Annotated in this window: 25 protein-coding genes and 1 tRNA gene; 23 read left to right on the top strand and 3 right to left on the bottom strand. The window is 71.2% G+C overall.

Annotated elements, in window-relative coordinates:
* Positions 1-11 precede the first annotated feature (11 nt).
* The 3 genes from KM427_RS04640 to KM427_RS04650 all read right to left on the bottom strand — a co-directional run bounded on the left by KM427_RS04640 (position 12) and on the right by KM427_RS04650 (position 3,554).
* Positions 12-1,232, bottom strand: coding sequence for a pyridoxal phosphate-dependent aminotransferase (locus KM427_RS04640; protein WP_215526429.1), 1,221 nt, complete (start codon positions 1,230-1,232; stop codon positions 12-14).
* Positions 1,233-1,300: 68 nt separating this feature from the next.
* Positions 1,301-2,527: a TolB family protein gene (locus KM427_RS04645; protein ID WP_215526430.1), complete on the bottom strand. Its 1,227-nt coding sequence runs from the start codon at positions 2,525-2,527 to the stop codon at positions 1,301-1,303.
* A 64-nt stretch (positions 2,528-2,591) separates the two neighbouring features.
* Complete coding sequence (locus KM427_RS04650; protein WP_215526431.1) at positions 2,592-3,554, bottom strand: helix-turn-helix transcriptional regulator; 963 nt, start codon at positions 3,552-3,554, stop codon at positions 2,592-2,594.
* Between the two features lie 208 nt (positions 3,555-3,762).
* On the opposite strand from KM427_RS04650, the gene KM427_RS04655 reads away from it, so the two are divergent.
* The 23 genes from KM427_RS04655 to KM427_RS04765 all read left to right on the top strand — a co-directional run bounded on the left by KM427_RS04655 (position 3,763) and on the right by KM427_RS04765 (position 24,233).
* A complete protein-coding gene (locus tag KM427_RS04655; RefSeq protein WP_215526432.1) occupies positions 3,763-5,847 on the top strand; it encodes a hypothetical protein in 2,085 nt (694 codons plus the stop codon).
* A gap of 47 nt (positions 5,848-5,894) precedes the next feature.
* Positions 5,895-6,362 (top strand): hypothetical protein, encoded by a 468-nt coding sequence (locus KM427_RS04660; protein ID WP_215526433.1) that lies wholly within the window; start codon positions 5,895-5,897, stop codon positions 6,360-6,362.
* A 70-nt stretch (positions 6,363-6,432) separates the two neighbouring features.
* Positions 6,433-6,966: an RNA polymerase sigma factor gene (locus KM427_RS04665; protein ID WP_215526434.1), complete on the top strand. Its 534-nt coding sequence runs from the start codon at positions 6,433-6,435 to the stop codon at positions 6,964-6,966.
* Complete coding sequence (locus KM427_RS04670) at positions 6,963-7,583, top strand: hypothetical protein (RefSeq protein ID WP_215526435.1); 621 nt, start codon at positions 6,963-6,965, stop codon at positions 7,581-7,583. The genes KM427_RS04665 and KM427_RS04670 overlap by 4 nt, the downstream gene beginning before the upstream one ends.
* A 124-nt stretch (positions 7,584-7,707) precedes the next feature.
* Positions 7,708-7,780: transfer RNA gene (locus KM427_RS04675), tRNA-Trp, on the top strand.
* 75 nt (positions 7,781-7,855) lie between these two features.
* Complete coding sequence (gene secE / locus KM427_RS04680) at positions 7,856-8,095, top strand: preprotein translocase subunit SecE (RefSeq protein WP_183592838.1); 240 nt, start codon at positions 7,856-7,858, stop codon at positions 8,093-8,095.
* A gap of 40 nt (positions 8,096-8,135) precedes the next feature.
* Complete coding sequence (gene nusG / locus KM427_RS04685) at positions 8,136-9,071, top strand: transcription termination/antitermination protein NusG (protein WP_502887157.1); 936 nt, start codon at positions 8,136-8,138, stop codon at positions 9,069-9,071.
* Positions 9,072-9,326: 255 nt separating this feature from the next.
* Positions 9,327-9,755: a 50S ribosomal protein L11 gene (gene rplK / locus KM427_RS04690; protein ID WP_183592840.1), complete on the top strand. Its 429-nt coding sequence runs from the start codon at positions 9,327-9,329 to the stop codon at positions 9,753-9,755.
* Between the two features lie 74 nt (positions 9,756-9,829).
* Positions 9,830-10,549 (top strand): 50S ribosomal protein L1, encoded by a 720-nt coding sequence (gene rplA, locus KM427_RS04695; protein WP_183592841.1) that lies wholly within the window; start codon positions 9,830-9,832, stop codon positions 10,547-10,549.
* A gap of 98 nt (positions 10,550-10,647) precedes the next feature.
* Positions 10,648-11,610, top strand: coding sequence for a D-2-hydroxyacid dehydrogenase family protein (locus tag KM427_RS04700; RefSeq protein ID WP_252275059.1), 963 nt, complete (start codon positions 10,648-10,650; stop codon positions 11,608-11,610).
* A 221-nt stretch (positions 11,611-11,831) separates the two neighbouring features.
* A complete protein-coding gene (gene rplJ, locus KM427_RS04705; RefSeq protein ID WP_183592843.1) occupies positions 11,832-12,485 on the top strand; it encodes a 50S ribosomal protein L10 in 654 nt (217 codons plus the stop codon).
* A 74-nt stretch (positions 12,486-12,559) separates the two neighbouring features.
* Positions 12,560-12,955 (top strand): 50S ribosomal protein L7/L12, encoded by a 396-nt coding sequence (gene rplL / locus KM427_RS04710; RefSeq protein ID WP_183592844.1) that lies wholly within the window; start codon positions 12,560-12,562, stop codon positions 12,953-12,955.
* 196 nt (positions 12,956-13,151) lie between these two features.
* Positions 13,152-14,105 carry an ABC transporter ATP-binding protein gene (locus tag KM427_RS04715; protein ID WP_183592845.1) on the top strand — a complete coding sequence of 318 codons (954 nt, stop codon included), beginning with the start codon at positions 13,152-13,154 and terminating at the stop codon, positions 14,103-14,105.
* A gap of 12 nt (positions 14,106-14,117) precedes the next feature.
* Entirely contained in the window at positions 14,118-14,903 is a 786-nt protein-coding gene (locus tag KM427_RS04720; protein ID WP_183592846.1) for an MlaE family ABC transporter permease, read from the top strand.
* A gap of 15 nt (positions 14,904-14,918) precedes the next feature.
* Positions 14,919-15,746 (top strand): MlaE family ABC transporter permease, encoded by an 828-nt coding sequence (locus tag KM427_RS04725; protein ID WP_183593800.1) that lies wholly within the window; start codon positions 14,919-14,921, stop codon positions 15,744-15,746.
* 5 nt (positions 15,747-15,751) lie between these two features.
* Positions 15,752-17,047 (top strand): MCE family protein, encoded by a 1,296-nt coding sequence (locus tag KM427_RS04730; RefSeq protein ID WP_215526437.1) that lies wholly within the window; start codon positions 15,752-15,754, stop codon positions 17,045-17,047.
* Positions 17,044-18,084: an MCE family protein gene (locus tag KM427_RS04735; RefSeq protein WP_183592848.1), complete on the top strand. Its 1,041-nt coding sequence runs from the start codon at positions 17,044-17,046 to the stop codon at positions 18,082-18,084. Before KM427_RS04730 ends, KM427_RS04735 begins: the two co-directional genes overlap by 4 nt.
* Positions 18,081-19,073, top strand: a complete 993-nt coding sequence (locus KM427_RS04740) for an MCE family protein (RefSeq protein ID WP_215526438.1) — start codon at positions 18,081-18,083, stop codon at positions 19,071-19,073. Before KM427_RS04735 ends, KM427_RS04740 begins: the two co-directional genes overlap by 4 nt.
* 1 nt (position 19,074) lies before the next feature.
* Positions 19,075-20,199: an MCE family protein gene (locus KM427_RS04745; RefSeq protein ID WP_215526439.1), complete on the top strand. Its 1,125-nt coding sequence runs from the start codon at positions 19,075-19,077 to the stop codon at positions 20,197-20,199.
* Positions 20,196-21,620 carry an MCE family protein gene (locus KM427_RS04750; protein ID WP_215526440.1) on the top strand — a complete coding sequence of 475 codons (1,425 nt, stop codon included), beginning with the start codon at positions 20,196-20,198 and terminating at the stop codon, positions 21,618-21,620. The genes KM427_RS04745 and KM427_RS04750 overlap by 4 nt, the downstream gene beginning before the upstream one ends.
* Entirely contained in the window at positions 21,617-22,903 is a 1,287-nt protein-coding gene (locus tag KM427_RS04755) for an MCE family protein (RefSeq protein WP_215526441.1), read from the top strand. The genes KM427_RS04750 and KM427_RS04755 overlap by 4 nt, the downstream gene beginning before the upstream one ends.
* Positions 22,900-23,502: a hypothetical protein gene (locus KM427_RS04760; protein WP_215526442.1), complete on the top strand. Its 603-nt coding sequence runs from the start codon at positions 22,900-22,902 to the stop codon at positions 23,500-23,502. Before KM427_RS04755 ends, KM427_RS04760 begins: the two co-directional genes overlap by 4 nt.
* On the top strand, positions 23,499-24,233 hold the full coding sequence (locus KM427_RS04765; protein WP_215526443.1) for a DnaJ domain-containing protein: 735 nt from the start codon (positions 23,499-23,501) through the stop codon (positions 24,231-24,233). The genes KM427_RS04760 and KM427_RS04765 overlap by 4 nt, the downstream gene beginning before the upstream one ends.
* Positions 24,234-24,399: the final 166 nt, after the last annotated feature.

The raw sequence follows: 24,399 nt of genomic DNA on the forward strand, positions 1-24,399 counted from the left end.
GCGTATCGGGGTCAGGCGAAGAGCTTCTGCAGGCGGGTGATGCCCTCCACGATGTCGTCGTCTCCGAGCGCGTAGGACAGCCGCAGGTAGCCGGGGGAGCCGAAGGCCTCGCCGGGCACCACCGCGACCTCGGCCCGGTCGAGGATGTACTCGGCTAGGTCGGCGGAGGTGTCGATCACGCGCCCGTCGTACTCCCGGCCGAGCAGGCCCTTCACGGACGGGTAGGCGTAGAACGCGCCACCCGGCAGCGGGCACACCACACCGTCGATCTCGTTGAGCATCGACACGATCGTGCGTCGGCGCCGGTCGAAGGCGGTCTTCATCTCGTGGACCGCGGACAGGTCGCCCTCGAGCGCCGCGATCGCCGCGCGCTGTGAGACGTTGGCGACGTTGGACGTCGCGTGCGACTGCAGGTTGGTGGCGGCCTTGACGATGTCGGTCGGGCCGATCACCCAGCCGACGCGCCAGCCGGTCATCGCGTAGGTCTTCGCGACGCCGTTGACGACGACGGTGTGGTCGGCCAGGTCGGGGCACAGCACCGGCAGCGAGCCGGTCGCGATGTCGTCATACACCAGGTGCTCGTAGATCTCGTCGGTGAGCACCCACAGCTCGTGCTCCTCGACCCAGGTGCCGATCGCCCGGATCTCGTCGGCGGTGTAGACCGCGCCGGTCGGGTTGGACGGCGAGACGAAGAGCAGCACCTTGGTGCGGTCGGTGCGGGCGGCCTCGAGCTGCTCGACGGTGACCTTGTAGTCCTGGGTCTCGTCGGCGAGCACCTCGACCGGCACGCCGCCGGCGAGCTGGATGGCCTCGGGGTAGGTGGTCCAGTACGGCGCGGGCACGATCACCTCGTCGCCGGGATCGAGCATCGCGGCGAACGCCTCGTAGATCGCCTGCTTGCCGCCGTTGGTCACCAGCACCTGCGCCGGCTCCACGACCAGGCCGCTGTCGCGGGCGGTCTTCTCGACGATCGCCTTCTTGAGCTCGGGCAGGCCGCCGGCGGGGGTGTAGCGGTGGTTCTTCGGGTCGCGGCACGCCTCGACAGCGGCGTCGACGATGTAGCCGGGCGTCGCGAAGTCGGGCTCGCCCGCGCCGAAGCCGACCACCGGCCGGCCCTCGGCCTTCAGTGCCTTCGCCTTCGCATCGACCTTCAGCGTCGCGGACTCGGCGATGGCGCCGACGCGACGGGAGACGCGGTGGGTGCGAGGGGACGACTGCGGGACGGAGGTCATGTGCACCATCGTAGGGCGGCGGCCGGTGCGTTCCGACCTCCGCCTGCGGTGCGGGACCGATCGGCCCGCTACCGGCGGATCCTGATCGTGGTGCGGTTTCCGCCGACGGTGGCGACGGCCTTGGTGACCTTCTTCTTCCGGACGATCTTGAGGCCCTTGGGGGTGAGCTTGACGGCGACCTTCCTCTGGGCGCCCGCCGGCACGGTGTAGGCCTTGGGCTTGGCGATCGCCGCCTTCCTCTTGCCCTTCTTGACGGTGAGGACCAGCTGTCCCGCGCAGGGGGTGCCGCCGGTGCAGGCGACGGTCAACCTCACGGTGCGCTTCCTGACCGGCACGCCCTTCTTCTTGACCCCGCGGACCTTCGCGGTTCCGCTGCTCAGACCCGGGTCACCCGCCACGGCGCCGCCACCCCAGGCCGGTGCGGCACCCTGGACCAGTCGCACCGGCGTACCGCCCGCGGTCGGCTGGGCGTAGATCCAGCCGTCGTCCGCGGCGTAGGCGAGCCACCTTCCGTCGGGGGAGAAGGCCGGGGAGCCGGCGTCGGCGGCCACCCCGCGCACCGGAGCTCCGGCGGCCGAGTAGAGCTGGACCGAGCTCGGGGCGTCGCCGTCGCTGAGGGTGGCCGCGATGTACTCGCCGGTCGGCGAGCCGGCGATGCTGGAGATCGTCTGCGCGACCGCGAAGACCTCCGCGCAGTCCTGCGACTCGGCCGCCGGGTTCGCCACGGCGCAGACGTAGTGCGCGTCACGGGTGATGTCGTAGCTGGCGCTGAGCAGGGTGCTCGCGCCGAGGAACGACGTCCCCGATCCGCCGTTGTAGGAACGACTGGTCCCGTCGGGCGTGGTGTAGCTGGTGTCGTTGTGGGCGACCAGCTGGAGACAGGTGTAGGGGCCGGGCCAGCACAGCCTCACCTCGTTGCGGACATACGAGTGCGTCTCGGTCACGGCGGAGCCGTCGGGCTGCAGTGCCACGCCCAGGATGTTCTGCTCGGTCAGCCACGCGGCGGTCAGGTTGGCGCCGTACGCCCCGACGACGACGTCGCCGTTGCGGGCCGCGGCCACCGTGCCGCCGTCCGCGCTGATCGACGGTGCGCGGTAGGCGGCCCCGCTGTCGCCGTCGCTGGTGATCTGCGCCCGTGCGCCGGTGGCCGGGTCGACGGCGCACAGGTTCTGCCCGCACACGTAGACCAGCCGTCCGGCGGGTGCGGTGGGTGCCGACTGAGCCGGCGGGGCCGCCCACCCCACGAGACCGATGGTCACGGCCGTGGCCAGCACGGCGATGACGGACCTACGCATGGCGAAACGCCTCCCCGTATCCCGGCCGGCGCCGAGACCGCGCCAGCCGCTTCGAGCGGGCAGGCTAACCGGCGTCGAGCGGCATCGACAAGGAGCTGCCGCCGATGCGGGTGCCGAGCTGATAGCGGGTGCGGGCGCCGGTGCGGGTCATCAGGTCGGCGACGTGACGACGGACGGTGCGGTCGGTGGTGCCGAGGCGGTCGGCGATCTCGTGGTCGTGGAGGCCCTCTCGCAGCAGAGCGATCAGGTGGGCACGGTCGTCGAGCCGCTGTCTCCGCCAGGCGGCCGCGGCCTGCCACTGACGGGTGAAGAGCTGGGCGTGGGCGCGCGCGGTGATCGGGTCCTCGGTGAGGTGCGAGACGCCGTTGAAGAGGTCGGCGGCGCTCTCGGGGGCGACGACGTATCGGTCGGCGTAGACGGTGTACCAGCTGGGTGCGTCCAGGAGGCGGACCTGGGTGCCGTGGGCGTGCAGCAGGTCGACGAGCGCCTGGTAAGGGGTGCCGCCGACGCGCTCGGAGACGATGAGGCGCACGGTCATCCGGCCGGAGCCGAGGAGGTCGGCGAGCAGGTCGCGGTCGATGTACTCGAGCCAGTCCTGGGCGAGATAGGCATCGTCCGCCGGCATCACGGCGTCCATGCGCAACGGCTCGTGCGTGGGCCAGTCGCGTACGACGGTCCACCAGTGCCACCAGTAGCCGCGTGCGCCGTGCAGGGCGCCGGGGTTCTCCTCGGGCGGCTGCCAGTCGCGCCAGTACTCCTGGAACGCGGTCAGCCGCTCCCGGGTGCCGACATCGAGCTGGTCGAGGGGCGTGGGTCGGTCGCCGGCCCCGAGGGCCGGCAGGGTGAGGACGCCGTTGTGCGTCTGGAGCAGGCCGAGCCGGCGCAGCAGGTGGAGCAGGCGCCGGACGCGGGTGGGTGAGGCGACCGTGAGTCGGTCGAGCACCGAGCTGCTCCTGGTGCCGGTGCGCGCGACCCGCGCGTAGAGGCGCAGCGCCTCGGCCAGATCGTCCTGGGCGCTGCGGGGCAACCTGCGCTCCTCACTGCCGGATGGTGACTGCTGGATGTCGCCCGGAGACGGGCGGCGGCCACCGACAGGATAGGAGCACACATGTCCTAGTTAGGACGTTTCCGGGTTTCGGAGCGGGTCACCATCGACGTCACTAGCGTGCTCGGAACGCCGGCGGCGGTGGGGGACGGCCGGCCAACAGCGGGAACCTCGGGAGGTCGGCGATCCGATGAGAGTAGTGCGCTCGGCCGCGGCGCTGACGATCGCGGCGCTCGGTCTCGGTGCGGGTGTGGCCCGTGGCATGCCGGCCGCGGCCGCCGACGACTGCACGGCCGGCGACTGGGCCGGCGTCGTGGCGGCGTTCCAGGACGCGACGGCGACCGAGACGACAGTGATCCTGTGCGCGGACATCACCGGTACGGCGTCTCTGCGGCTCGATCCGGGCGAGGCCCTGGTGCTGGATCTCAACGGTCACGACCTGAGCGTGTTCGGCAACGACCAGGCGGCGGTGCGGGTGCCGGCGGGCGCGGAGCTGACGATCCGGGACACGAACAGGTCGCCGGGAACGCTGGCCGCACGCTCCACGTCCAGAGGTGCCGGGATCGGGGGTGATGAACATGGCGCTACCGGCACGATCACGATCGCCGGCGGGGTGGTGACCGCGGCAGGTGGAGGCGCGGGGATCGGCAGTGGCGTGGGTGGCGTCGGCGGCACGGTGACGATCGCGGGCGGCGACGTCACCGCGGTGGGCGGCGGGACGAGCGCGGGCATCGGTGGCTCGCAGGGCAAGGACGCGGGCACCGTGGCGATCGCCGGCGGCGTGGTGACGGCGACCGGTGGCACCTACGGTGCCGGGATCGGAGGCGGAAGCGGGAGCACGGGTGGAGTCGTCACGATCACCGGCGGCGAGGTCACCGCGACCGGGACCCGCGAGGGTGCGGGCATCGGGGGCGGCGCCGCCGGCTCGGGGGGCGTGGTGACGATCTCGGGCGGCACGGTCGTCGCGCGGGCCGTCCCGGACGTCGCAACGACCGTGCCGCCCGGTATCGGCGGCGGTATCGGCGGGACCCCGGCCGTCGTGGCGATCGGAGCCCCCGGCGCCGGAGCGGGGTCCGCTGTGGCGGAGGTGACGGTATCCGGTGGCATCGACTTCGACGACACGCTGCAGGTCCATCCGAACGCGATCCTGGCGATCCCCGCCGACCAGGGCCTGACGGTCCCCGCGGGACACACGCTGCGTAGCGCGGGCTCCATCCACAACGCCGGGACGATCGAGAACCTCGGCACGATCGACAATGCCGGCGCCATCACGATGCCGGACGCGACCACCGCACTCGGCGGCGTCGTCACGGGGCACGCCTACCGCCTCGACTACCCCGGAGGCCCGTCGCAGTTCGCGTACGCGCCGACCGCCGCCGCCGCAGGCTTCGCCCTCCCGGCGGCACCGCTGGGCGCCTGGGTGGACGACGAGGACCGTCGGCTGGAGGAGGCGACGCTCCTGTCCGACCGGTACGGCGTGGCCACCGCCGGCAGCTCGCCCGTGGCGATCGCGCTCACGCGCACCGTCGCCAGCCTGTCGATGTCGCCGCAGGCGGGTGTCGCCGGTGACGAGGTCGTCATCGTCGGCGAAGGACTGAGCGGGGCCACCAGCGTGCGGTTCGGTGCGGCGGACCGGGTGACCGGCACCGCGAGCGACGGCGGCACCCGCCTGCGGGTGACGGTGCCGATCCCCGCGCCGGGGGAGGCGGGCACCACCGTCCCGGTCACCGTCACTGAGGCGGGGGTGACCGCGACCGTCGCCGGTGGGTTCTCCTATGCCTCGCCGCCCGTCGACGACGCCTCCCCTCCCGTGCCCGACGCGGGGGAGCCGCCGGTCCTCGTCACCGGGAGGCTGCCGTCCGCCCGGGTCGGGCACGACTACGCGACGGTGCTGGAGGTCACCGGCTCCCCGCGCCCACGGGTGGAGCTCGCCGACGGCAGCACCCTGCCCGAGGGTCTCGCGCTCGAGCCCGACGGCACCCTGGCGGGCCGGCCCACCACGGCCGGGGCGTACGACTTCACCGTCACGGCGACGAACGCCGTGGGGACCGACGAACGCGAGTACACGATCGCCGTCACCGCCAGCACCACCGGCGAGTCCGGTGGCTCCGGCGACTCCGGCGGTCCTGGCGCCGCGGGCGGCCCCGATGGCCCCGGCGGTCCGCTGCCGGCCGCCGGCGGTCCGGCCCGCGCGCTCCCCGCACTCGCCGTCCTCCTCATCGCCGCGGGGGTGGGCCTGGTCGCTTGCCGACGCCGCGACGTCCGGCACGGCTGAGCGCCGGGCGTCGCGCCCGGGCGTCGGGTTCGGCAGGATTCGATGTCGTGACCGAACCAGTCGAGTCGGACGCCGTGGGCGAGCCGCCCGCGCGAGGACCGCTCCGCGCGTGGATCGCCGCTCATCCGGCGGACATCGTCGACCTCTTCGTCTACGTCGTCGTGCTCAACCTGGCCATCCAGTACCTGCCCCAGGTCATCAGCGAGACCTTCACGCTCTCGCTCCTCACGGCCGCGCTGCTCAAGGTGGCGCTCGAGGTGGTGCTGCTCCTCAAGGGCGCTGTCCTGGCCCGGCTCCGCGGGGCGACCACGCGGCCGGCGAAGACCGCGTTCGCCCTGGTGCTCTGGGCGGTCGCCGCGGGCAGCAAGCTCGTCGTCCTCTGGCTGATCGACCTCGTGTTCGGTGGCGCGGTGAGCCTGGGCGGCTTCGTGCCCGTGACCTTGCTCGTCGTGGTGCTGCTGATGTCCCGGGCAGCGGTCCGGCGGCTGCTGTACGGCACGCCCGCCGCCCCGTGAGCCCGGTCGTCGCGCCCGCCGCATCGCACCACTCCGGTCACAGCCGGAGTGGTGCCGGACATTACGAGGTATGAGCACCTCGCAGGAGCAGTTCACGCAGATGTGGCACGCGGAGGCTCCGCGAGTGCTGGCGTTCGCCAGCCGCCACGTGGGAGCCGATGCTGCTCACGACGTCGTCGCGGAGACCTTCATGATCGCCTGGCGGCGCTGGGACGACCTGCCCGCTCCGCCGATCGCCTGGCTCCTGGTGGCCGCCCGCAAGGTCATCCAGAACCGGGTGCGCGCCCATCGGCGCAGCCGTGCCCTGGTGGATCGGATCGCGCTGCTCGACGGGGTGGCGGCCTACGCAGCGGACTCGGCGGACGCCGCGCTGACGCGCAGGGAGGCGCTCGAACGACTGTCGCTGCTTCGCGAACAGCACCGCGAGGCGTTGTTGCTCGTGAGTTGGGACGGGCTCACCAACGATCAAGCGGCGACGGTCCTGGGCATTACGCCCGCTGCCTTCCGGCGACGACTCAGCCGCGCGCGGGCCGCCCTGGTCGCTCCCGCGTCGCCCGAGGCCGCCGATCCCGAACCCCGACTCCCGGCACAGGAGCTGTCATGAACTCCATCGAACGACTTCGTCCCGAGATCCGTCCGCTCGATGCGGAGTGGTCCGCGAGCACGCTGGAGGCGATCCTCGCCGGCCCCACCGTGGCGGACCGGCGGGCCGTCCCGCCCCGCCGCTCGCGAGCGCGGCTGATCCTGGTTGCGGCCGCGACCGTGGCCGTCGCCGGTCTCGTGGTCGTCGTGGTTCCCGGGCTCGGTACGACGGCGGCGTACTCGGTGCAGGAGGGGAACTCCGGCACCATCACCGTCGAGGTCCGACGACTCGAGGACGCCGAGGGGCTCGAGGCCGAGCTGGCGGAGCATGGCGTCACGGCCGACATCACCTACCTCCCCGACCGTCAGACGTGCGCTCCCGGCCGATACGTCCCGGTCGCCCGCAGGCTCCCGGGGCTGGGGGTGACCATGGGGTCGGACCTGCTGCGGGTCACCCTGCCGCCCGGCAGCGTCCGCGCCGGCGAGACGTTCGTGATGGCCGTCTCGGGGGAGGCGATCCCGCCGCAGTCCGAGCCGGACGACGACGGCATCACCACCAGAGGTGGGTTCGCCGGCTGGACGGACTTCAACGTGACCGCCGGACCGGTGCGATCGTGCGAGCCCGTTGGCGCCGGCTGACCGTCTTCGAGCGTTGGTTAGGCGGGGCGCACACCGACCCCCTATGCTTGACCCACCGGTGAACTATCAGGCTGCTTTGCCATGCCCATGTGTGTGGAGTTTGTAGGTTGATGGCGTCACCTGAAGGGCACTAGCTCAACTGGCAGAGCATCGGTCTCCAAAACCGAAGGTTGGGGGTTCAAGTCCCTCGTGCCCTGCAAGACCACCAGGCCGGCCCCCAGGCCGGTCACGCCGGACGACGCAGCACCGAACTAGGGAAAGGGGAGTAGGACGTGCCGAACAGCAAGGCAGTCCGCGGTGAGCGGGGCGGCAGCGCCCACAAGCGCACCAGCATCCCCACGTTCTACCGCCAGGTGGTGGCCGAGCTCCGCAAGGTCGTCTACCCGACGCAGGAGCAGCTGGTCACCTACTTCATCGTCGTGATGGTGTTCGTGATCGTGATGATGGCGATCGTGTCGCTGCTCGACCTGGGCTTCGGCAAGCTCGCCTTCGAGATCTTCGCCGGCTCCTGACGGGCCGTCCCGCGGAGCAACCAGAGCAGCACCCAACGTGATGGAGCAGTACGTGTCTGAGCAGGAGTACGACTCGGTCGACGCCGAGGAGACCACGACGTCGCAGGCCGCGGAGTTCGACGCCGCGGCCGACGCGCCTGCCGAAGCGACCCCCGACCCCGCCCTCGAGGACCAGTACGGCGAGGCCGACGACGGCCCCGAGATCGAGGACGACCCGCGCCTGGACGCCGAGAGCACCAACGAGGCCAGCGACGCCTCCCTCGGCCTCGACGACCACGAGGCCGACGGCACCAGCATCGGCCTCTCCGAGGCCGAGGGCGACGAGGGCCCGGACTCCGACGACGCCGACGACGACCCGCTCGAGGCGTTCCGCCGCGAGCTGTGGGCCAAGCCGGGCGACTGGTTCGTCGTGCACACCTACTCCGGCATGGAGAACCGGGTGAAGTCGAACCTCGAGAACCGCATCATCTCCCTGAACATGGAGGACTACATCCACGAGATCGTGGTCCCCACCGAGGAGGTCGCGGAGATCAAGAACGGTCAGCGCAAGATGGTGAAGCGCACCGTGCTCCCCGGGTACGTCCTGGTCCGCATGGACCTCACCGACGAGTCGTGGGCCGCGGTCCGCCACACGCCGTCGGTCACCGGCTTCGTCGGCCACAGCCACCAGCCGGTGCCGCTGTCGATGTCCGAGGTCGAGAGCATGCTCGCGCCCGCCGTGGTCGCCCGCGCCGAGGCCGAGGCGGCCGCCGCCGGCACCCCCGCCGCGACGAGCGGCGCCACCGCGAAGAAGCCCGTCGAGGTCGCCGACTTCGACGTCTCCGACTCGGTCATGGTGGTCGACGGCCCGTTCGCCACGCTGCACGCGACGATCACCGAGATCAACGCCGAGTCGCAGCGCGTGAAGGCCCTCGTCGAGATCTTCGGCCGCGAGACCCCCGTCGAGCTGAGCTTCTCGCAGATCCAGCGCGTTTGATCCCTCCCGGTAACAGGGGGTCCGAGGCCCTGGTCCGAGCTTGCGAGGACCAGGTGAGCCGAGGAGGTTGAGGAGCGTCGACGCAGGCCTGAGCGAAGCGAAGGGCTGTGTGACGCGTCTCGAAACCCAGAGGATCAAGATTTCGCGTTCCGACTGAAGCGCATCACAATAGTTCGGTTGCCCACGGGCAGCAGCAGGTGGCAGAGGCGTACGACGTACTCCTCGTCAGGACCACGAGACAGAAAGAGAAGCACCATGCCTCCGAAGAAGAAGATCGCCGCACTCGTCAAGGTGCAGCTCCAGGCCGGCGCCGCGACGCCGGCTCCGCCGGTCGGTACCGCCCTCGGTCCGCACGGCGTGAACATCATGGAGTTCTGCAAGGCGTACAACGCGCAGACCGAGTCGATGCGCGGCAACGTGATCCCGGTCGAGATCACCATCTACGAGGACCGCTCGTTCACGTTCATCACCAAGACCCCGCCGGCCGCGGAGCTCATCAAGAAGGCCGCCGGCGTGCAGAAGGGCTCGGGCGCCCCGCACAAGGAGAAGGTCGGCAAGCTGACCAAGGACCAGGTGCGCGAGATCGCCCAGACCAAGATGCCCGACCTCAACGCCAACGACATCGAGGCGGCCATGAAGATCGTCGAGGGCACCGCCCGTTCGATGGGCGTCGACACCCAGTAAGAAGCTCCAGCAGCACCGTGGCAGGGCCGCGCTGGCCCGCTCACCACAACTTTCGAAGAGAGAAGAGAAAGCCCATGCAGCGCAGCAAGACCTACCGCGCGGCGGCCGAGCAGTTCGACAAGGACGAGCTCTACGCCCCGCTTGCCGCGATCAAGATCGCGAAGGGCGCATCGAAGAAGAAGTTCGACGAGACCGTCGACGTCGTCATGCGCCTGGGCGTCGACCCGCGCAAGGCTGACCAGATGGTCCGCGGCACCGTCAACCTCCCGCACGGCACCGGCAAGACCGCCAAGGTCCTGGTGTTCGCGAACGCCGAGAAGGCCGAGGCCGCCCGCGAGGCCGGCGCCGACGTCGTCGGCGGCGACGACCTCATCGAGAAGGTCGCCGGTGGCTGGCTCGACTTCGACGCCGTGGTCGCGACCCCCGACATGATGGGCAAGGTCGGCCGCCTCGGCCGCGTGCTCGGCCCCCGTGGCCTGATGCCGAACCCGAAGACCGGCACCGTGACGCCGGACGTGGCGAAGGCCGTGTCCGACATCAAGGGCGGCAAGATCGAGTTCCGCGTCGACCGGCACGCCAACCTGCACTTCATCATCGGCAAGGCGTCCTTCTCCGAGGCCCAGCTCGCCGAGAACTACGGCGCCGCGCTGGAGGAGGTCCTTCGTCTGAAGCCGGCCAGCTCCAAGGGCCGCTACATCAAGAAGGTCACCGTCTCCACGACGATGGGCCCCGGCATCCAGGTCGACCCCAACCGCACCCGCAACGTCGCGGTCGAGGACGAGGCCACCGCCTGACCCGAGCTCCACACGCTGACCCGGCAGAGATCCTCTGCCGGGTCAGCGGCATTTTCGGGGCACCGCTCCGGGCGCCATCGGCGTGGGAGGCTGTGCGCATGCCCGAGCCGATCCACTGCGTGATCCTCGACGACTACCAGGGCGTCGCCCTCTCGTACGCCGACTGGTCGTCGCTCGACGGTGTGACGGTCTCGGCGGTCGGCGACCACGTGGCCGACGAGGACCTGCTGGCGGAGATCCTCGAGGGCGCCGAGGTGCTGGTGCTGATGCGCGAGCGCACGCCGTTGACCCGCGCGCTGCTCGCCCGCGTGCCGTCGCTGCGGCTGGTGGTGACGACCGGGATGCGCAATGCCGCGATCGACCTCGAGGCCTGTCGCGAGCGCGACGTCGTGGTCTGCGGGACCGGGGCGCTCGCCACCCCGACCGTCGAGCTGACCTGGGCGCTGATCCTCGGCCTGGCCCGGCACCTGGTGGCCGAGTCCGAGCTCTTCGCCGACGCCACCACGCCCTGGCAGTCGACGGTCGGCACCGACCTCGCGGGCGCGACGCTCGGCGTCGTCGGGCTCGGCCGGATCGGCTCCCGGGTGGCCGCCGTGGGCGCCGCGTTCGGCATGGACGTGATCGCCTGGAGCCCGCACCTGACCGCGGAGCGGGCGGCGGAGGCGGGGGTGCGCTCGGTGTCGAAGCACGAGCTCTTCGCGGGCTCCGACTTCGTCTCGCTGCACCTCGCGCTCGCCGCGAGCACCCGCGGCCTCGTGGCCGAGCCCGAGCTCGCGGCGATGCGACCCTCGGCGTACCTGGTCAACACCGCGCGCGCCGGCCTCGTCGACACCGGTGCCCTCGTCGCCGCCCTCGCCGAGGAGCGGATCGCGGGCGCCGGCCTGGACGTGTACGACGAGGAGCCGCTGCCCGGTGACCACCCGCTGCTGGCGCTGTCGAACGTCCTCGCCGTCCCGCACCTCGGCTACGTCACCGAGGGCAACTACCGGACGTTCTTCGCCGAGGCGGTCGAGGACGTCGCCGCCTGGCGGGCCGGCTCTCCGGTGCGGGTGGTCGGCTGACCCCGCCGTTTTGGCGATCCGCCGGCGCCGCCGTAGTCTTCTCTACGAAACCAGAGACCGCCGGTTGTCGTGCTGTGCATCAGCCCGACCGAAGGTTCCGCGAGAGTGGACGGCCTGCGCAGGTGACAGAGCGAGAAGCATGATCCCACGCCCTGAGCCTGCGCTCGGGGCGTTCGTGTTTGTGGGGCCGGGGCCGGTGGTCGACCACCGGAAGGAGACCCATGGCGCGGGCAGACAAGCAGGCGGCCGTTGCGGAGATCGTTGAGTCGTTCAACGAGTCCGCCGGTGCCGTGCTGACCGAGTACCGCGGTCTCACCGTGAAGCAGCTGCAGGACCTGCGGCGCTCCCTCGGTGCGAACGCCAACTACGCCGTGGTCAAGAACACGCTCGCCAAGATCGCCGCCTCCGAGGCCGGCATCGAAGGCTTCGACGACCTGCTGACCGGCCCGACCGCCATCGCCTTCATCAACGGCGACGTCGTCGAGGCGGCCAAGGGTCTGCGTGACTTTGCCAAGGCGAACCCCACCCTCGTCATCAAGGGTGGCATCCTCGACGGCAAGCCCCTCGACGCGTCCGAGATCGCCAAGCTGGCGGACCTCGAGTCGCGCGAGGTGCTCCTGGGCAAGCTGGCGGGCGCGATGCTCGCATCGCTCAGTCAGGCCGTCTACCTGCTCAACGCGCCGATCGCCCAGGCCGCCCGCCTCGCGGGTGCGCTCCAGGCGAAGGCCGAGCAGGACCCCTCGATCCTCGCAGGTGGTGCTGGCCAGGCCTCGGCCGAGCCGGTCGCCGCTGACGAGGCACCCGCCGAGGAGGCGGCTCCCGCTGAGGAGCCCGCCGCCGAGGCCGCCTCTGACGAGGAGACCGCCGAGGCCTAGGCCCGGCGTACACCACCACCTGAAACCCGGCCCCCGCGATCGCGGCGGGCCAACGACTGGAAGGAAACGCCACCATGGCGAAGCTCAGCACCGACGAGCTCCTCGACGCGTTCAAGGAGATGACGCTGATCGAGCTCAGCGAGTTCGTGAAGCAGTTCGAGGAGACCTTCGGCGTCACCGCCGCTGCCCCGGTCGCCGTTGCGGCGGCTCCGGCAGCGGGCGGCGCGGCCGGCGGCGACGCCGCCGCCGCGGCGGACCAGGACGAGTTCGACGTCATCCTGGAGTCGGCCGGCGACAAGAAGATCAACGTCATCAAGGAGGTGCGCGCGCTCACCTCCCTCGGCCTGAAGGAGGCCAAGGACCTGGTGGAGTCCGCCCCCAAGGCGATCCTCGAGAAGGCCACCAAGGAGGCCGCCGAGAAGGCCAAGGAGGCCCTCGAGGGCGCCGGCGCCACCGTCACCGTCAAGTGACGATCTCCTAGCTGCACCCGCCACGAGGGGCGGTCACCCGACAGGGGTGGCCGCCCCTCGTGCCATTTCCCCTCGCCACCGCAGAAACCGAACTCGCGCGTAACTTCGCTCGCCGGCGCCCGTTGGTACCGGTCAGGGAGATGGAGCAGCGGTTCGGGCGTGCTTCGGCGCGCGCAGCGACGAGGAGGGACGGATCATGGGTGTCGAGATCAAGGTCGAGAACCTCAGCAAGTCGTTCGGCAAGCAGCTGATCTGGGGCGACGTGTCGCTGACCGTGCCGGCCGGCGAGATCTGCGTGATGCTCGGGCCGTCGGGCACCGGCAAGTCCGTCTTCCTCAAGACGCTGATCGGCCTGCTCAAGCCCGACCAGGGCTCGATCGTCATCGAGGGCACCGACATCGCGACCTGCTCGGAGCGGGAGCTCTACGAGATCCGCAAGCTGTTCGGCGTGCTGTTCCAGGACGGCGCCATGTTCGGCTCGATGAACCTCTACGACAACGTCGCCTTCCCGTTGCGCGAGCACACCAAGAAGTCCGAGTCGGAGATCCGCGACATCGTCATGGAGAAGATGGACCTGGTCGGCCTGCTCGGCGCCGAGGACAAGCTGCCCGGCGAGATCTCCGGCGGCATGCGCAAGCGCGCCGGCCTGGCCCGCGCCCTCGTGCTGGAGCCCGAGATCGTGCTCTTCGACGAGCCCGACTCCGGGCTCGACCCGGTGCGTACGGCGTTCCTTAACCAGCTGATCGTCGACCTCAACGCCCAGATCGACGCGACGTTCCTGATCGTCACCCACGACATCAACACCGCCCGCACGGTGCCCGACAACATCGGCCTGCTCTATCACCGGCACCTCGCGATGTTCGGGCCCCGCGAGATGCTGCTGTCGTCGGAGGAGCCGGTCGTGCGCCAGTTCCTCAACGCCCAGCGGGTCGGCCCGATCGGCATGTCCGAGGAGAAGGACGCCGACGAGCTCGAGGCGGAGAAGGACCAGGAGCTGCCGCCGCTGCCGCCGATCCCGCTCCAGCTCGAGCCCTCCAACGGCCTGTCCCGCCGCAGCCAGCGGCCCGCCGGCGAGTGGTGCCGCGAACACGGCGTGGTCCCGCCGCCGGGGTCGTTCGAGCAGAACATGTCGATGGCCGTCGGCGTCTGACGGAGCCGGCTGATGTCCTCGATCACCGCGCAGCGGGTCCTGGCACCGGTCGGGACCGCGGGCCGGCTCTTCGCCTTCGGCCTCGACGTCGGGCGCAGCGTGTTCCGGCGTCCGTTCCAGGTCCGGGAGTTCATCCAGCAGGCCTGGTTCATCGCCTCGGTGACGATCATCCCGACCGCGCTGGTCGCGATCCCGTTCGGCGCGGTGATCGCGCTGCAGGTCGGTGGCCTGATCAAGCAGTTCGGCGCCCAGTCCTTCACCGGCTCGGCCGCGGTGCTCGCCGTGGTCCGCGAGGCCGGGCCGATCGCGACGTCGCTGCTGATCGCCGGCGCCGCAGGCTCGGCCATCGCGGCCGACCTCGGCGCCCGCAAGATCCGCGAGGAGCTCGACGCGATGATGGTGCTGGGCATCGACCCGATCCAGCGCCTCGTCGTCCCCCGCGTGCTGGCCTGCATGCTGGTCGCGGTCTTCCTCAACGGCCTGGTCAGCGTGGTCGGTGTCGCCGGCGGTTACGTCTTCAACGTCGTCCTCCAGGACGGCACCCCGGGCTCCTACCTGGCGAGCTTCACCGCGCTCGCGCAGCTGCCCGACCTGTGGCAGGGCATGGTCAAGGCGCTGGTCTTCGGCCTGATCGCCGCGGTCGTGGCCTGCTACAAGGGCATGAACGCCGCCGGCGGCCCGAAGGGGGTCGGCGACGCCGTCAACGAGTCGGTCGTCGTCACCTTCATGCTCCTCTTCATCGTCAACTTCGTGATGAGCGCGATCTATTTCCAGCTCGTCCCGCCGAAGACGGGGTGAGCGGCCATGACAGGCATGGCGGGCATCCGGGCGGTCTACGAACGGCCGGCCAGGCTCCTCGACGACCTCGGCACCGAGCTCCTGTTCTTCGTCCGGGCGCTCGCGTGGACGCCCCGCACGATCAACCGCTACCGGAAGGAGATCCTGCGGATCCTCGCCGAGGTGACGCTCGGCTCGGGGGCGCTCGCCGTGATCGGCGGCACCGTCGGCGTGATCGTCGCGATGTGCTTCTTCACCGGCACCGAGGTCGGCCTGCAGGGGTACGCCGCGCTCAACCAGATCGGCACGGCGGCGTTCTCGGGCTTCGTCTCGGCGTACTTCAACACCCGCGAGATCGCCCCGCTCGTCGCCGGCATCGCGCTGGCCGCGACGGTCGGCTGCGGCTTCACCGCCCAGCTCGGCGCGATGCGGATCTCCGAGGAGGTCGACGCGCTCGAGGTGATGGCGATCCCGTCGCTGCCCTTCCTGGTGACCACCCGCATCATCGGAGGCCTGATCGCGATCGTCCCGCTGTACGTCGTGGGCCTGCTGGCGTCCTACTTCGCGACCCGGCTCACCGTCACCCAGTTCTTCGGCCAGAGCACCGGCACCTACGACCACTACTTCAACCAGTTCCTGCCGCCGGGCGACGTGCTCTGGTCCTTCGGCAAGGTGCTGGTCTTCGCGGTGACGGTGATCCTGATCCACTGCTACCACGGCTACAACGCCTCGGGCGGCCCCGCCGGCGTGGGCGTCGCGGTCGGCAAGGCCGTGCGCACCAGCATCGTCGCGCTCAACGTCATCGACCTGTTCCTGTCCATGGCGATCTGGGGGACGACGACGACCGTGCGGCTGGCGGGGTGACGCCGATGGCCCGCGACACGCTCGGCAGCCTGGCGCTCCCCAAGGTGATGGGGGTCGTGTTCCTCTGCCTGCTGCTGTCCGGCGTCTACCTGACGTACGCGATCTTCTCCAAGAAGTTCACCGACTACGACCGGGTGACCCTGCAGACGTCGACGATCGGACTCCAGCTGCCGGCGCGCGCCGACGTGAAGGTCCGCGGCGTGATCGTCGGCGAGGTGCTCGGCTTCGAGTCGAACGGCGCGGGCGCCGATGTCACCCTCGGCATCTACCCGAGCCGGCTCGACGCGATCCCGGCCGACGTCACGGGCTCGATCGTCCCCAAGACCCTGTTCGGCGAGAAGTACGTGTCGTTGGTGGTGCCCGACGACCCCGCGGCCGAGCATCTCCAGCCCGGCGCGACCATCGCGAGGACCACGGTGTCGACCGAGGTGGAGCAGGTGCTCTCCGACCTCTACCCGCTGCTGCGCACCGTGCAGCCCGCCCAGCTCAACCAGACGCTCAACGCCCTCGCCACCGCGCTCGACGGTCGCGGCGACGAGCTCGGCGAGAACCTCGAGACCCTCGACGGCTACCTGAGGCGGATCAATCCGCAGATCCCCGCGCTGGTCGACGACCTGCGACTCACCGCCCAGGTGTCCGACGAGTACACCGACGTGCTGCCGCAGATCGCGCAGATCCTCGACGACACCGTGCTCACGACCGGCACGCTGGAGGGCCGCGAGGCGAAGCTGCACGCGCTGTTCGAGGACGTGTCGTCGTTCTCCGGCACCGCCGAGGACTTCCTCGACGCGAACGGCGAGAACCTGATCCGGCTCAGCGAGGTCGGCGCCGACCAGCTGCGGGTGTTCGCCAAGTACGCGCCGGAGTACTCCTGCCTGACCCGCGGCATCGTCGAGGCCGGCGCGCGCCAGGCCGAGGCGTTCCGCGGCTTCATGCTGCACATCGTCCTCGAGACGCTGCCCCACCAGCCGCGTCCGTACGGCGCCCAGGACGTCCCGCGGTTCGGCGAGGACCGCGGGCCCAACTGCCTGCACCTGCCGAACCCGCCCTGGACCCAGGACAACCCGGTGCGCCACCAGCCCGACTTCGACGACGGCGTCGACGAGCCGACCGGCAAGGGCACCAGCCGGGTCGTGCCCAACGCGTGGCTCCGGAACGCCGGGCCGGGCAGCCCGGCCGAGACCGAGCTGCTGCGCTCGCTGCTCGGGCCCGCCCTCGGCGTCGGTGCCGACGAGGTCCCCGACCTCGGGCCGCTGCTGGTCGGCCCGATGGCCCGTGGGGCGGAGGTGTCGCTGCGATGAGGCCGAAGCTCCTCGACCGCCGCACCGGCGCCGACCTCGTCAAGCTGGTCGCCTTCATGGTGGTCACCACCCTGGCCACCTCGGTCCTCGTGGTGACGATCGGCAACGTCTCGTTCTCCTCGAAGAGCAGCTACCGCGCCGAGTTCGTCGACGCCACCGGCGTGGTGAAGGGCGACGACGTGCGGATCGCCGGGGTCAAGGTGGGCACCGTCGAGGACATCGAGATCGTCGACCGCACCCGGGCGCTGGTGACCTTCAGCGTCGACGACGGGGAGTCGCTCAGCCGGGCCACCCACGCCTCGATCCGCTACCGCAACCTGGTCGGCCAGCGCTACCTCTCGCTCTCCGACGAGATCGGCGACACCGCCGACCTCGCACCGGGGGACACGATCCCGGTCGGGCAGACCACCCCGGCACTCGACCTCACCGTGCTGTTCAACGGCTTCAAGCCGCTCTTCCAGGCGTTGTCCCCGGCGGACATCAACCAGCTCTCCTACGAGATCGTCCAGGTCTTCCAGGGTGAGGGCGGCACGCTCGAGGGACTGCTCGCGCACACCGCGTCGGTCACCTCGACGCTGGCCGGCCGCGACCAGCTGATCGGCGACCTGATCGACAACCTCAACCAGGTGCTCGACCACCTCGGCGACCGCGACGAGCAGCTGAGCCGGCTGATCACGACGTTCCGCTCCTTCGTGGGCGGCCTCAAGGGCGACCGCAAGGCGCTCCTCGGCTCGCTCGACGAGATCTCCGACCTCTCGGTGGAGACGGCCGGCCTGGTGTCCGGCATCCGCGAGCCATTCGTCGACGACATCCACCAGCTGCGCCGGCTGTCGAAGAACCTCGACGACGGCAAGGCCGAGCTCGACCGGACGCTGCAGGTGCTGCCGATCAAGCTCGAGAAGGTCGGCCGCACCGCGACGTACGGCTCGTGGTTCAACTTCTACCTCTGCCACTTCCAGGGCCGGGTCCGACTGCCCGGCGGCGGCTCCGTCCCCGTCGACTACGACACCGGCTCCGACAGGTGCGATCTCGGATGACACGGCCGACGAGGGGACCCAAGCCGACCTCCTTCCGCGAGCGCAACCCGGTCGTGATCGGGGCGGTGAGCCTTGCCGTGGTCGCCCTGCTGGTGCTCGCCGCGTTCCGCGCCCAGGACCTCCCGGTCATCGGTGGCGGCGACACCTACTACGCCGCGTTCGCCGAGTCCGGTGGGCTCAAGGCCAACGACGAGGTGCGCATCGCCGGGGTGCGGGTCGGCAAGGTCGAGTCCGTCGAGCTCGACGGCGACCACGTGCGGGTCGAGTTCCGGGTCGAGAGCGACTCCGGCTTCGGCCCCGACACCCGCGCCGCGATCAAGGTCAAGACCCTGCTCGGCGCGATGTACCTCGCCCTCGAGCCGGCCGGCCCCGGTCAGCTCGCCGAGGGCGGCGAGATCCCGGTCGAGCGCACCAGCTCGCCGTACGACGTCGTGGACGCGTTCTCGGGCCTGGCCTCGACCACGGAGCGGATCGACACCGACCGGCTCGCGACGTCGCTCACGACGCTGGCCGACCTGACCCGCAACACTCCGCAGGAGTTCCGCAAGGCGCTCGCCGGCGTCTCGGCGCTGTCGTCGAACATCGCCGCGCGCGACCAGCAGATCAACACGCTGCTGAAGAACCTCGACCGGGTCTCCGGCGTGCTCGACGAGCGCGACCGCGACATCGTCGGGCTGATGAAGGACTCCGACGTCCTGTTCCGCGCGCTGGTGGCCCGACGCGACGCCGTGCACGGCCTGCTGGTCTCGACGGCCGGTCTCTCGCGGGAGCTCACGGCCCTGGTCAAGCAGAGCCGCGCCGACCTCGCACCCGCCCTCGACCACCTGAGGAACGTCGTCGCCGTGCTGAACAAGAACGAGGACAACCTCGACAGCAGCCTGCGGCTGATGAAGCCGTTCTACCGGGTCTTCGCCAGCACGCTCGGCAACGGGCCGTGGTTCGACACCTACATCCAGAACCTGCCGCCGGTCCCGCAGGTGGGTGGCTGACATGAGCGTGCTGAAGCGGGTCGTCGTCCCCGGCGTGCTGGTGCTGCTGCTCGTGGCGGCGGCGTTGACGATGTTCCGCAGCGACGACACCAAGACCCTGACCGCGCACTTCCCGCGGACGATCTCGATCTACGAGGGCAGCGACGTCCGCGTGCTCGGTGTGGCCGTCGGCACGGTGGACACGGTGACCCCGGCGGGCACCGACGTCGTGGTGACCATGCACTACGACGCCGACGTCCAGGTGCCCGCCGACGCGAAAGCCGTGATCGTCGCGCCGTCGATCGTGGGAGACCGCTTCGTCCAGCTCACGCCCGTCTACACCGGCGGTCAGGTGCTGGCCGACGGCGCCACGCTCGACGAGGACCGCACCGCCGTACCGCTCGAGCTCGACCAGATCTACACGAGCCTCGACGACCTCACCGTCGCCCTCGGCCCCGACGGCGCCAACCGGAAGGGGGCGCTCACCGACCTGCTCGAGACCACCGCGAGGAACTTCGGCGGCGAGGGCGCGAAGCTGCATCGGACCATCGAGGACTTCGGCCGGCTCAGCACGACCCTCGACGACAACAAGGAGGAGCTCTTCGGCTCGGCCCGCAAGCTCGAGGGCTTCATCGGCACCCTCGCCGAGAACGACGCGACCGTGCGCCGGTTCAACGACTCGCTCGCCCAGGTCTCCTCGATGCTCTCCGGCGAGCGCGAGGAGCTCTCGGCCGCGCTGGAGAACCTGTCGACGGCGCTCGGCCAGGTGACCTCCTTCGTCCGCGACAACCGGGACGCGCTCGGCCAGAACATCACCGGCCTCAACCGGGTCTCCCGGGTCCTGGTCAAGCGCCGCGCCGAGCTCGACGCCATCCTCGACTCCGCGCCGCTCGCGCTGAACAACCTCGCGCTGACCTACAACCCGGAGGCCGGCACGCTCGACACCAACGCCAACCTCGGCGAGCTCGTCCACCAGATCAGCTCCGACCCCGCCACCCTGCTGTGCGGGATCGTCGGGCAGGCCGACCGGTCGGGCGACCTGTGCCGCCTGGTCGAGCAGGGGCTCGGCCGCAGCGCGCCGGGCGGGCGTACGTCGGGGGACCGGTTCGACCCGACGCTCGGCGGTCTCGTGGGGGAGCGGCGATGAGCCGGCCGACCGCGATCCTGCGCGGCCTCGCCGGGGCGCTGGCCGGGGTGCTGCTGCTCACCGGCTGCGACTTCGACGTCTACCAGCTCCCGCTGCCCGGCGGCACCGACGTCGGCGACGACGCGATCACGGTCACCGCCGACTTCCGCGACGTGCTCGACCTGGTCCCGAAGTCGACCGTGAAGGTCAACGACGTGAGCGTCGGCCAGGTGACCGACATCGACCTCGACGACGGCCACGCCGTCGTCACCATGCAGCTGCGGCGGGACGTCGACCTGCCGGCCAACGCCACCGCCCAGATCCGGCAGACCAGTCTGCTCGGCGAGAAGTTCGTGTCGCTCGGGCCGCCCGCCGACGGGTCGGCCCGGGGCACGCTCGCCGACGGCGCGCGGCTGCCGCTCGACCGCACCGGCCGCAATCCGGAGGTCGAGGAGGTGCTCGGCGCGCTCAGTCTGGTGCTCAACGGCGGCGGCGTCGCCCAGCTGAAGACGATCGCGGCCGAGATCAACCAGGCGCTCGACGGGCGTGAGGGCGCCGCCCGGTCGGTGCTCGGGCAGATCCGGACGTTCATGTCCCAGCTCGACGAGAACAAGGACGACATCGTCACCGCGATCGACGCCGTGAACCGGCTCGCGCGGCAGGTACGCCGGCAGCAGGGATCGATCGACGCCGCGCTCGACGAGCTCCCGAGCGCCCTGCGCTCCCTCGACCAGCAGCGCGGCGACCTGGTCGAGATGCTGGGCGCGCTCGACGACCTGAGCGCCGTTGGGGTGCAGGTCATCCGGGCCTCCAAGGACGGCACGATCGAGGCGCTCGAGCAACTCAACCCGGTGGTCGAGGGGCTCGCCGACTCCGGGGACGCCTTCGTGAAGTCCTTCAACGTGTTCCTCACCTACCCGTTCGTCGACGAGGTGGTCGGCCGCGATCCGCAGGTGGCGCGCAACCTGCACATGGGCGACTACACCAACCTGTCCATCGAGCTCGACCTCGACCTGTCCGGCGGCGTGACCGGCCTGCCGACCGGGCTGCCCACGCTGCTCCCCGGCGACCTCGAGCCGACGAAGCTGGTGCCGCTGCTCACCCAGTGCCTCACCAGCGGATCGCTGACGGGCGCGGCCTGCCAGCAGCTGATCGGCACCGTGCAGGGCCTCGACCGGCTCAAGTCGGCCTGCCTGGAGCCGGCGAACAAGGACACCGCGCTGTGCTCGGCCCTCAACCAGCTGCCCGGCCTGCCCGCGCTGCCGGGCACGGAGGACCTCCCGTCGCTCCCCGTGCTCGGCGACCTCCTGGGCCGTGGCCGGGCCCCCACCGGCCCGACCGCGACGGCGTCGCAGCGCGGCCCGACCATGCGGCAGCTGGGCCGGGCCTTCGACCCGGCCCTGGTCCGGCTGCTCGTCCCGGGGCTGGTGAGCGCGCGATGATCACCCGGCGCACCCGCATCCAGCTGCTCGTCTTCGTCGCGATCACGCTGCTCGGCGTCAGCTACGTCGGCGCCCGCTACGCCCGCCTCGACCGGGTCTTCTTCGACGACAGCTACACCGTCGTCGCCCACTTCGAGCGGTCCGGCGGCATCTACGAGGGTGGCGAGGTCTCCTATCGCGGCGTCCAGGTCGGCAGGGTCGGCGACATGACGCTCACCGACGACGGCGTCGACGTCCACCTCGACATCGACGACGACCACGACGACATCCCCGCCGACACCCTGGCGGTCGTCGGCAACCGCTCGGCCGTCGGCGAGCAGTACGTCGAGCTCCAGCCGCGCAGCGACAGCCGGCCGTACCTCCGGGACCGCTCCGAGATCGCGATGGCCGACACCCGGACGCCGATCGCCACCGAGAAGCTGCTGGCCGACATCTCCGACACCGTCCGGTCCGTCGATCAGGAGTCGCTGGCCACGACGGTCGACGAGCTCGGTCAGGCCTTCGCCGGCACCGGTCAGGACCTGCAGCGGATCATCGACACCGGCGGCTCCTTCATCCAGGAGGCCGACGCCAACTTCGACCTCACCACGGCGCTGATCCGCGACAGCAACACCGTGCTGCGCACCCAGGCCGACAAGGCGAGCGCGATCCGCACCTTCGCCAGGCAGCTGAGCCTCTTCAGCGGCACCCTGGCCGGCTCCGACCGGGCGCTGCGCCGGGTCATCGACAACGGCTCCGCGACGGCCAACGAGCTGCGCACCTTCCTCGAGCAGTACGGCGTCGACCTCGGCGAGCTCGTCAACAACCTGGTGACCACCGGCGAGGTGATCGTCGAGCACCTGCCGGGCATCCGGCAGATCCTCGTCGTCTACCCCTACGTCGTCGAGGGCGGCTTCACCGTCGTCTCGAAGTCGCCCGACACCGGGCTCTACGACGCGCACTTCGGCCTGATCCTGACGACCAACCCGGTGTGCCACGGCGGCTACGAGAGCACCGACACCCGGCCGCCCCAGGACGGCGGCAACCGGCCGATGAACGAGCAGGCCGGCTGCACCGAGCCGGCCTCGACGAGCAACGCCCGCGGGGTGCAGAACCTCCAGCGGGCCGCCCCGGACTACCAGGCTCCGGTCGTCGCGTCGTACGACCCCGCGACCGAGCGGCTGCGCTGGGGCGACCGGGTCGGCGCGGCCGGTGCGCAGCCCGGGACCCCCACCCCGACGAGTCTCGGAGAGGAGAGTTGGAAGTGGTTGTTTCTCCAGCCGTTGACCAGGAGCCCGAGGTGACCGCCCCGGACCCGCCCGCCACGGATGCGGGGACGCGGCCGCCGCGCCCGCGGGGCACGTTCCGGCTCGTGCTGCTCGGCGTGCTCGTGCTCGCGCTGCTCGCCTCGGCCGGCTGCCTCGTGTGGCTGCTCGCCGAGCGGCGCGGGGCGGCCGACCGGACCCAGTCCGAGCGCGACGCCGCGCTCCGCCAGGCCGAGCAGTTCGTGCTGCGCCTCAACACCTACGGGCCCGGCCAGCTCGACGACCAGGGTCGCCTGCCCGGCTACCGGCAGCAGGTCAGCGAGGTCATCACGCCGAAGTTCGCCGCCGACTTCGAGAGGTCCGGCCTCCCGATCGCGGAGCAGATCGTCGTGAAGCAGCGCTACGGCCGCACCGCGGAGGTCTACGGGGCGGGCGTCGAGTCGATCGGCCCGGCCGACGCCACCGTGATCGTGGCCGCCGGGCTCACCGGCAGCTATCCCGACCCGCAGCACCCGAAGGACCGGTCCCAGCGTGTCGAGACCGACCCCGACGTGCTGCGCTGGGAGGTCGACCTGGTGCGCTCCGACGGCGACTGGCGGGTCGACGACTACGCCCCGGTGAGCGAGGAGCGACGATGAGCACACCCAGCTGGTACGACCTCCTCGGCGTCGATCCCGACGCTCGCGCGGACGAGGTGCGCGCCGCCTGGCGCGCGGCCGTCGCCGACCTCGATCCGACCGACCGGCGGTTCGGGCCGCTCAGCCGCGCCGCCGAGGTGCTGCTCGACCCCGCCCGACGCGCGGCGTACGACGCCGAGCTCGCCGCCCGGGCGCCGGAGCCCGAGCCTGTGCCCGACGCCGGGGACCCCGAGCCGGTCGCCGCCGGCCGGCGGCTCGTGCCCGGCTGGCTGCTGGCGGGTGTCGGCGCGGTCGTGCTGCTGGTCGCCGGTGCCGCGGCCGTGGTCGCGGCGACCGTGCCCTCCGACCGCGCCGTCGAGGACGCCGCGGCGCAGGCCCGCGCGGCCGCCGAGCGGGCGATCGTCCCGGTGCTGTCCTACGACGCCGCCCATCTCGACCGGTCCCGGGCCGCCGCGCAGGCGCACCTGACCGGCGACTACCGCAAGGAGTACGACAAGCTCTTCGACGGCGTGATCGAGAAGAACGCGCCGTCGACCGGCACCGTCGTGCAGGCGAGGCTGGTGCGCTCGGGCCTGGTCCGCGTCGACGCCGACCGCGCCCGGGTGCTCCTGCTGGTCGACCAGGAGCGCACCAACAAGGCCGAGAAGCGGCCGGTGGTCTACAAGAACTGGGTCACGGTGACCATGGAGAAGGTCGACGGCGACTGGCTGGTCGCCGGACTCGAGACCTGACCGCAGACCCGGTGAGCCGAGAAGCAGCGTCCGGAAGGGGTGGTTTCGAGGCTCGCTGCGCTCGCACCTCAACCACCGTGGGCGTGGCGTCCGGCCGCGCTGCTTGACCTTGTCGTCGGGGGAGTTCATGATCGGGGCCAACGCAGCACCCGGCGCTCAGATCGGG

The organism is Nocardioides sp. LMS-CY (genome assembly GCF_018732145.1).
Lineage (GTDB): Bacteria > Actinomycetota > Actinomycetes > Propionibacteriales > Nocardioidaceae > Nocardioides > Nocardioides soli.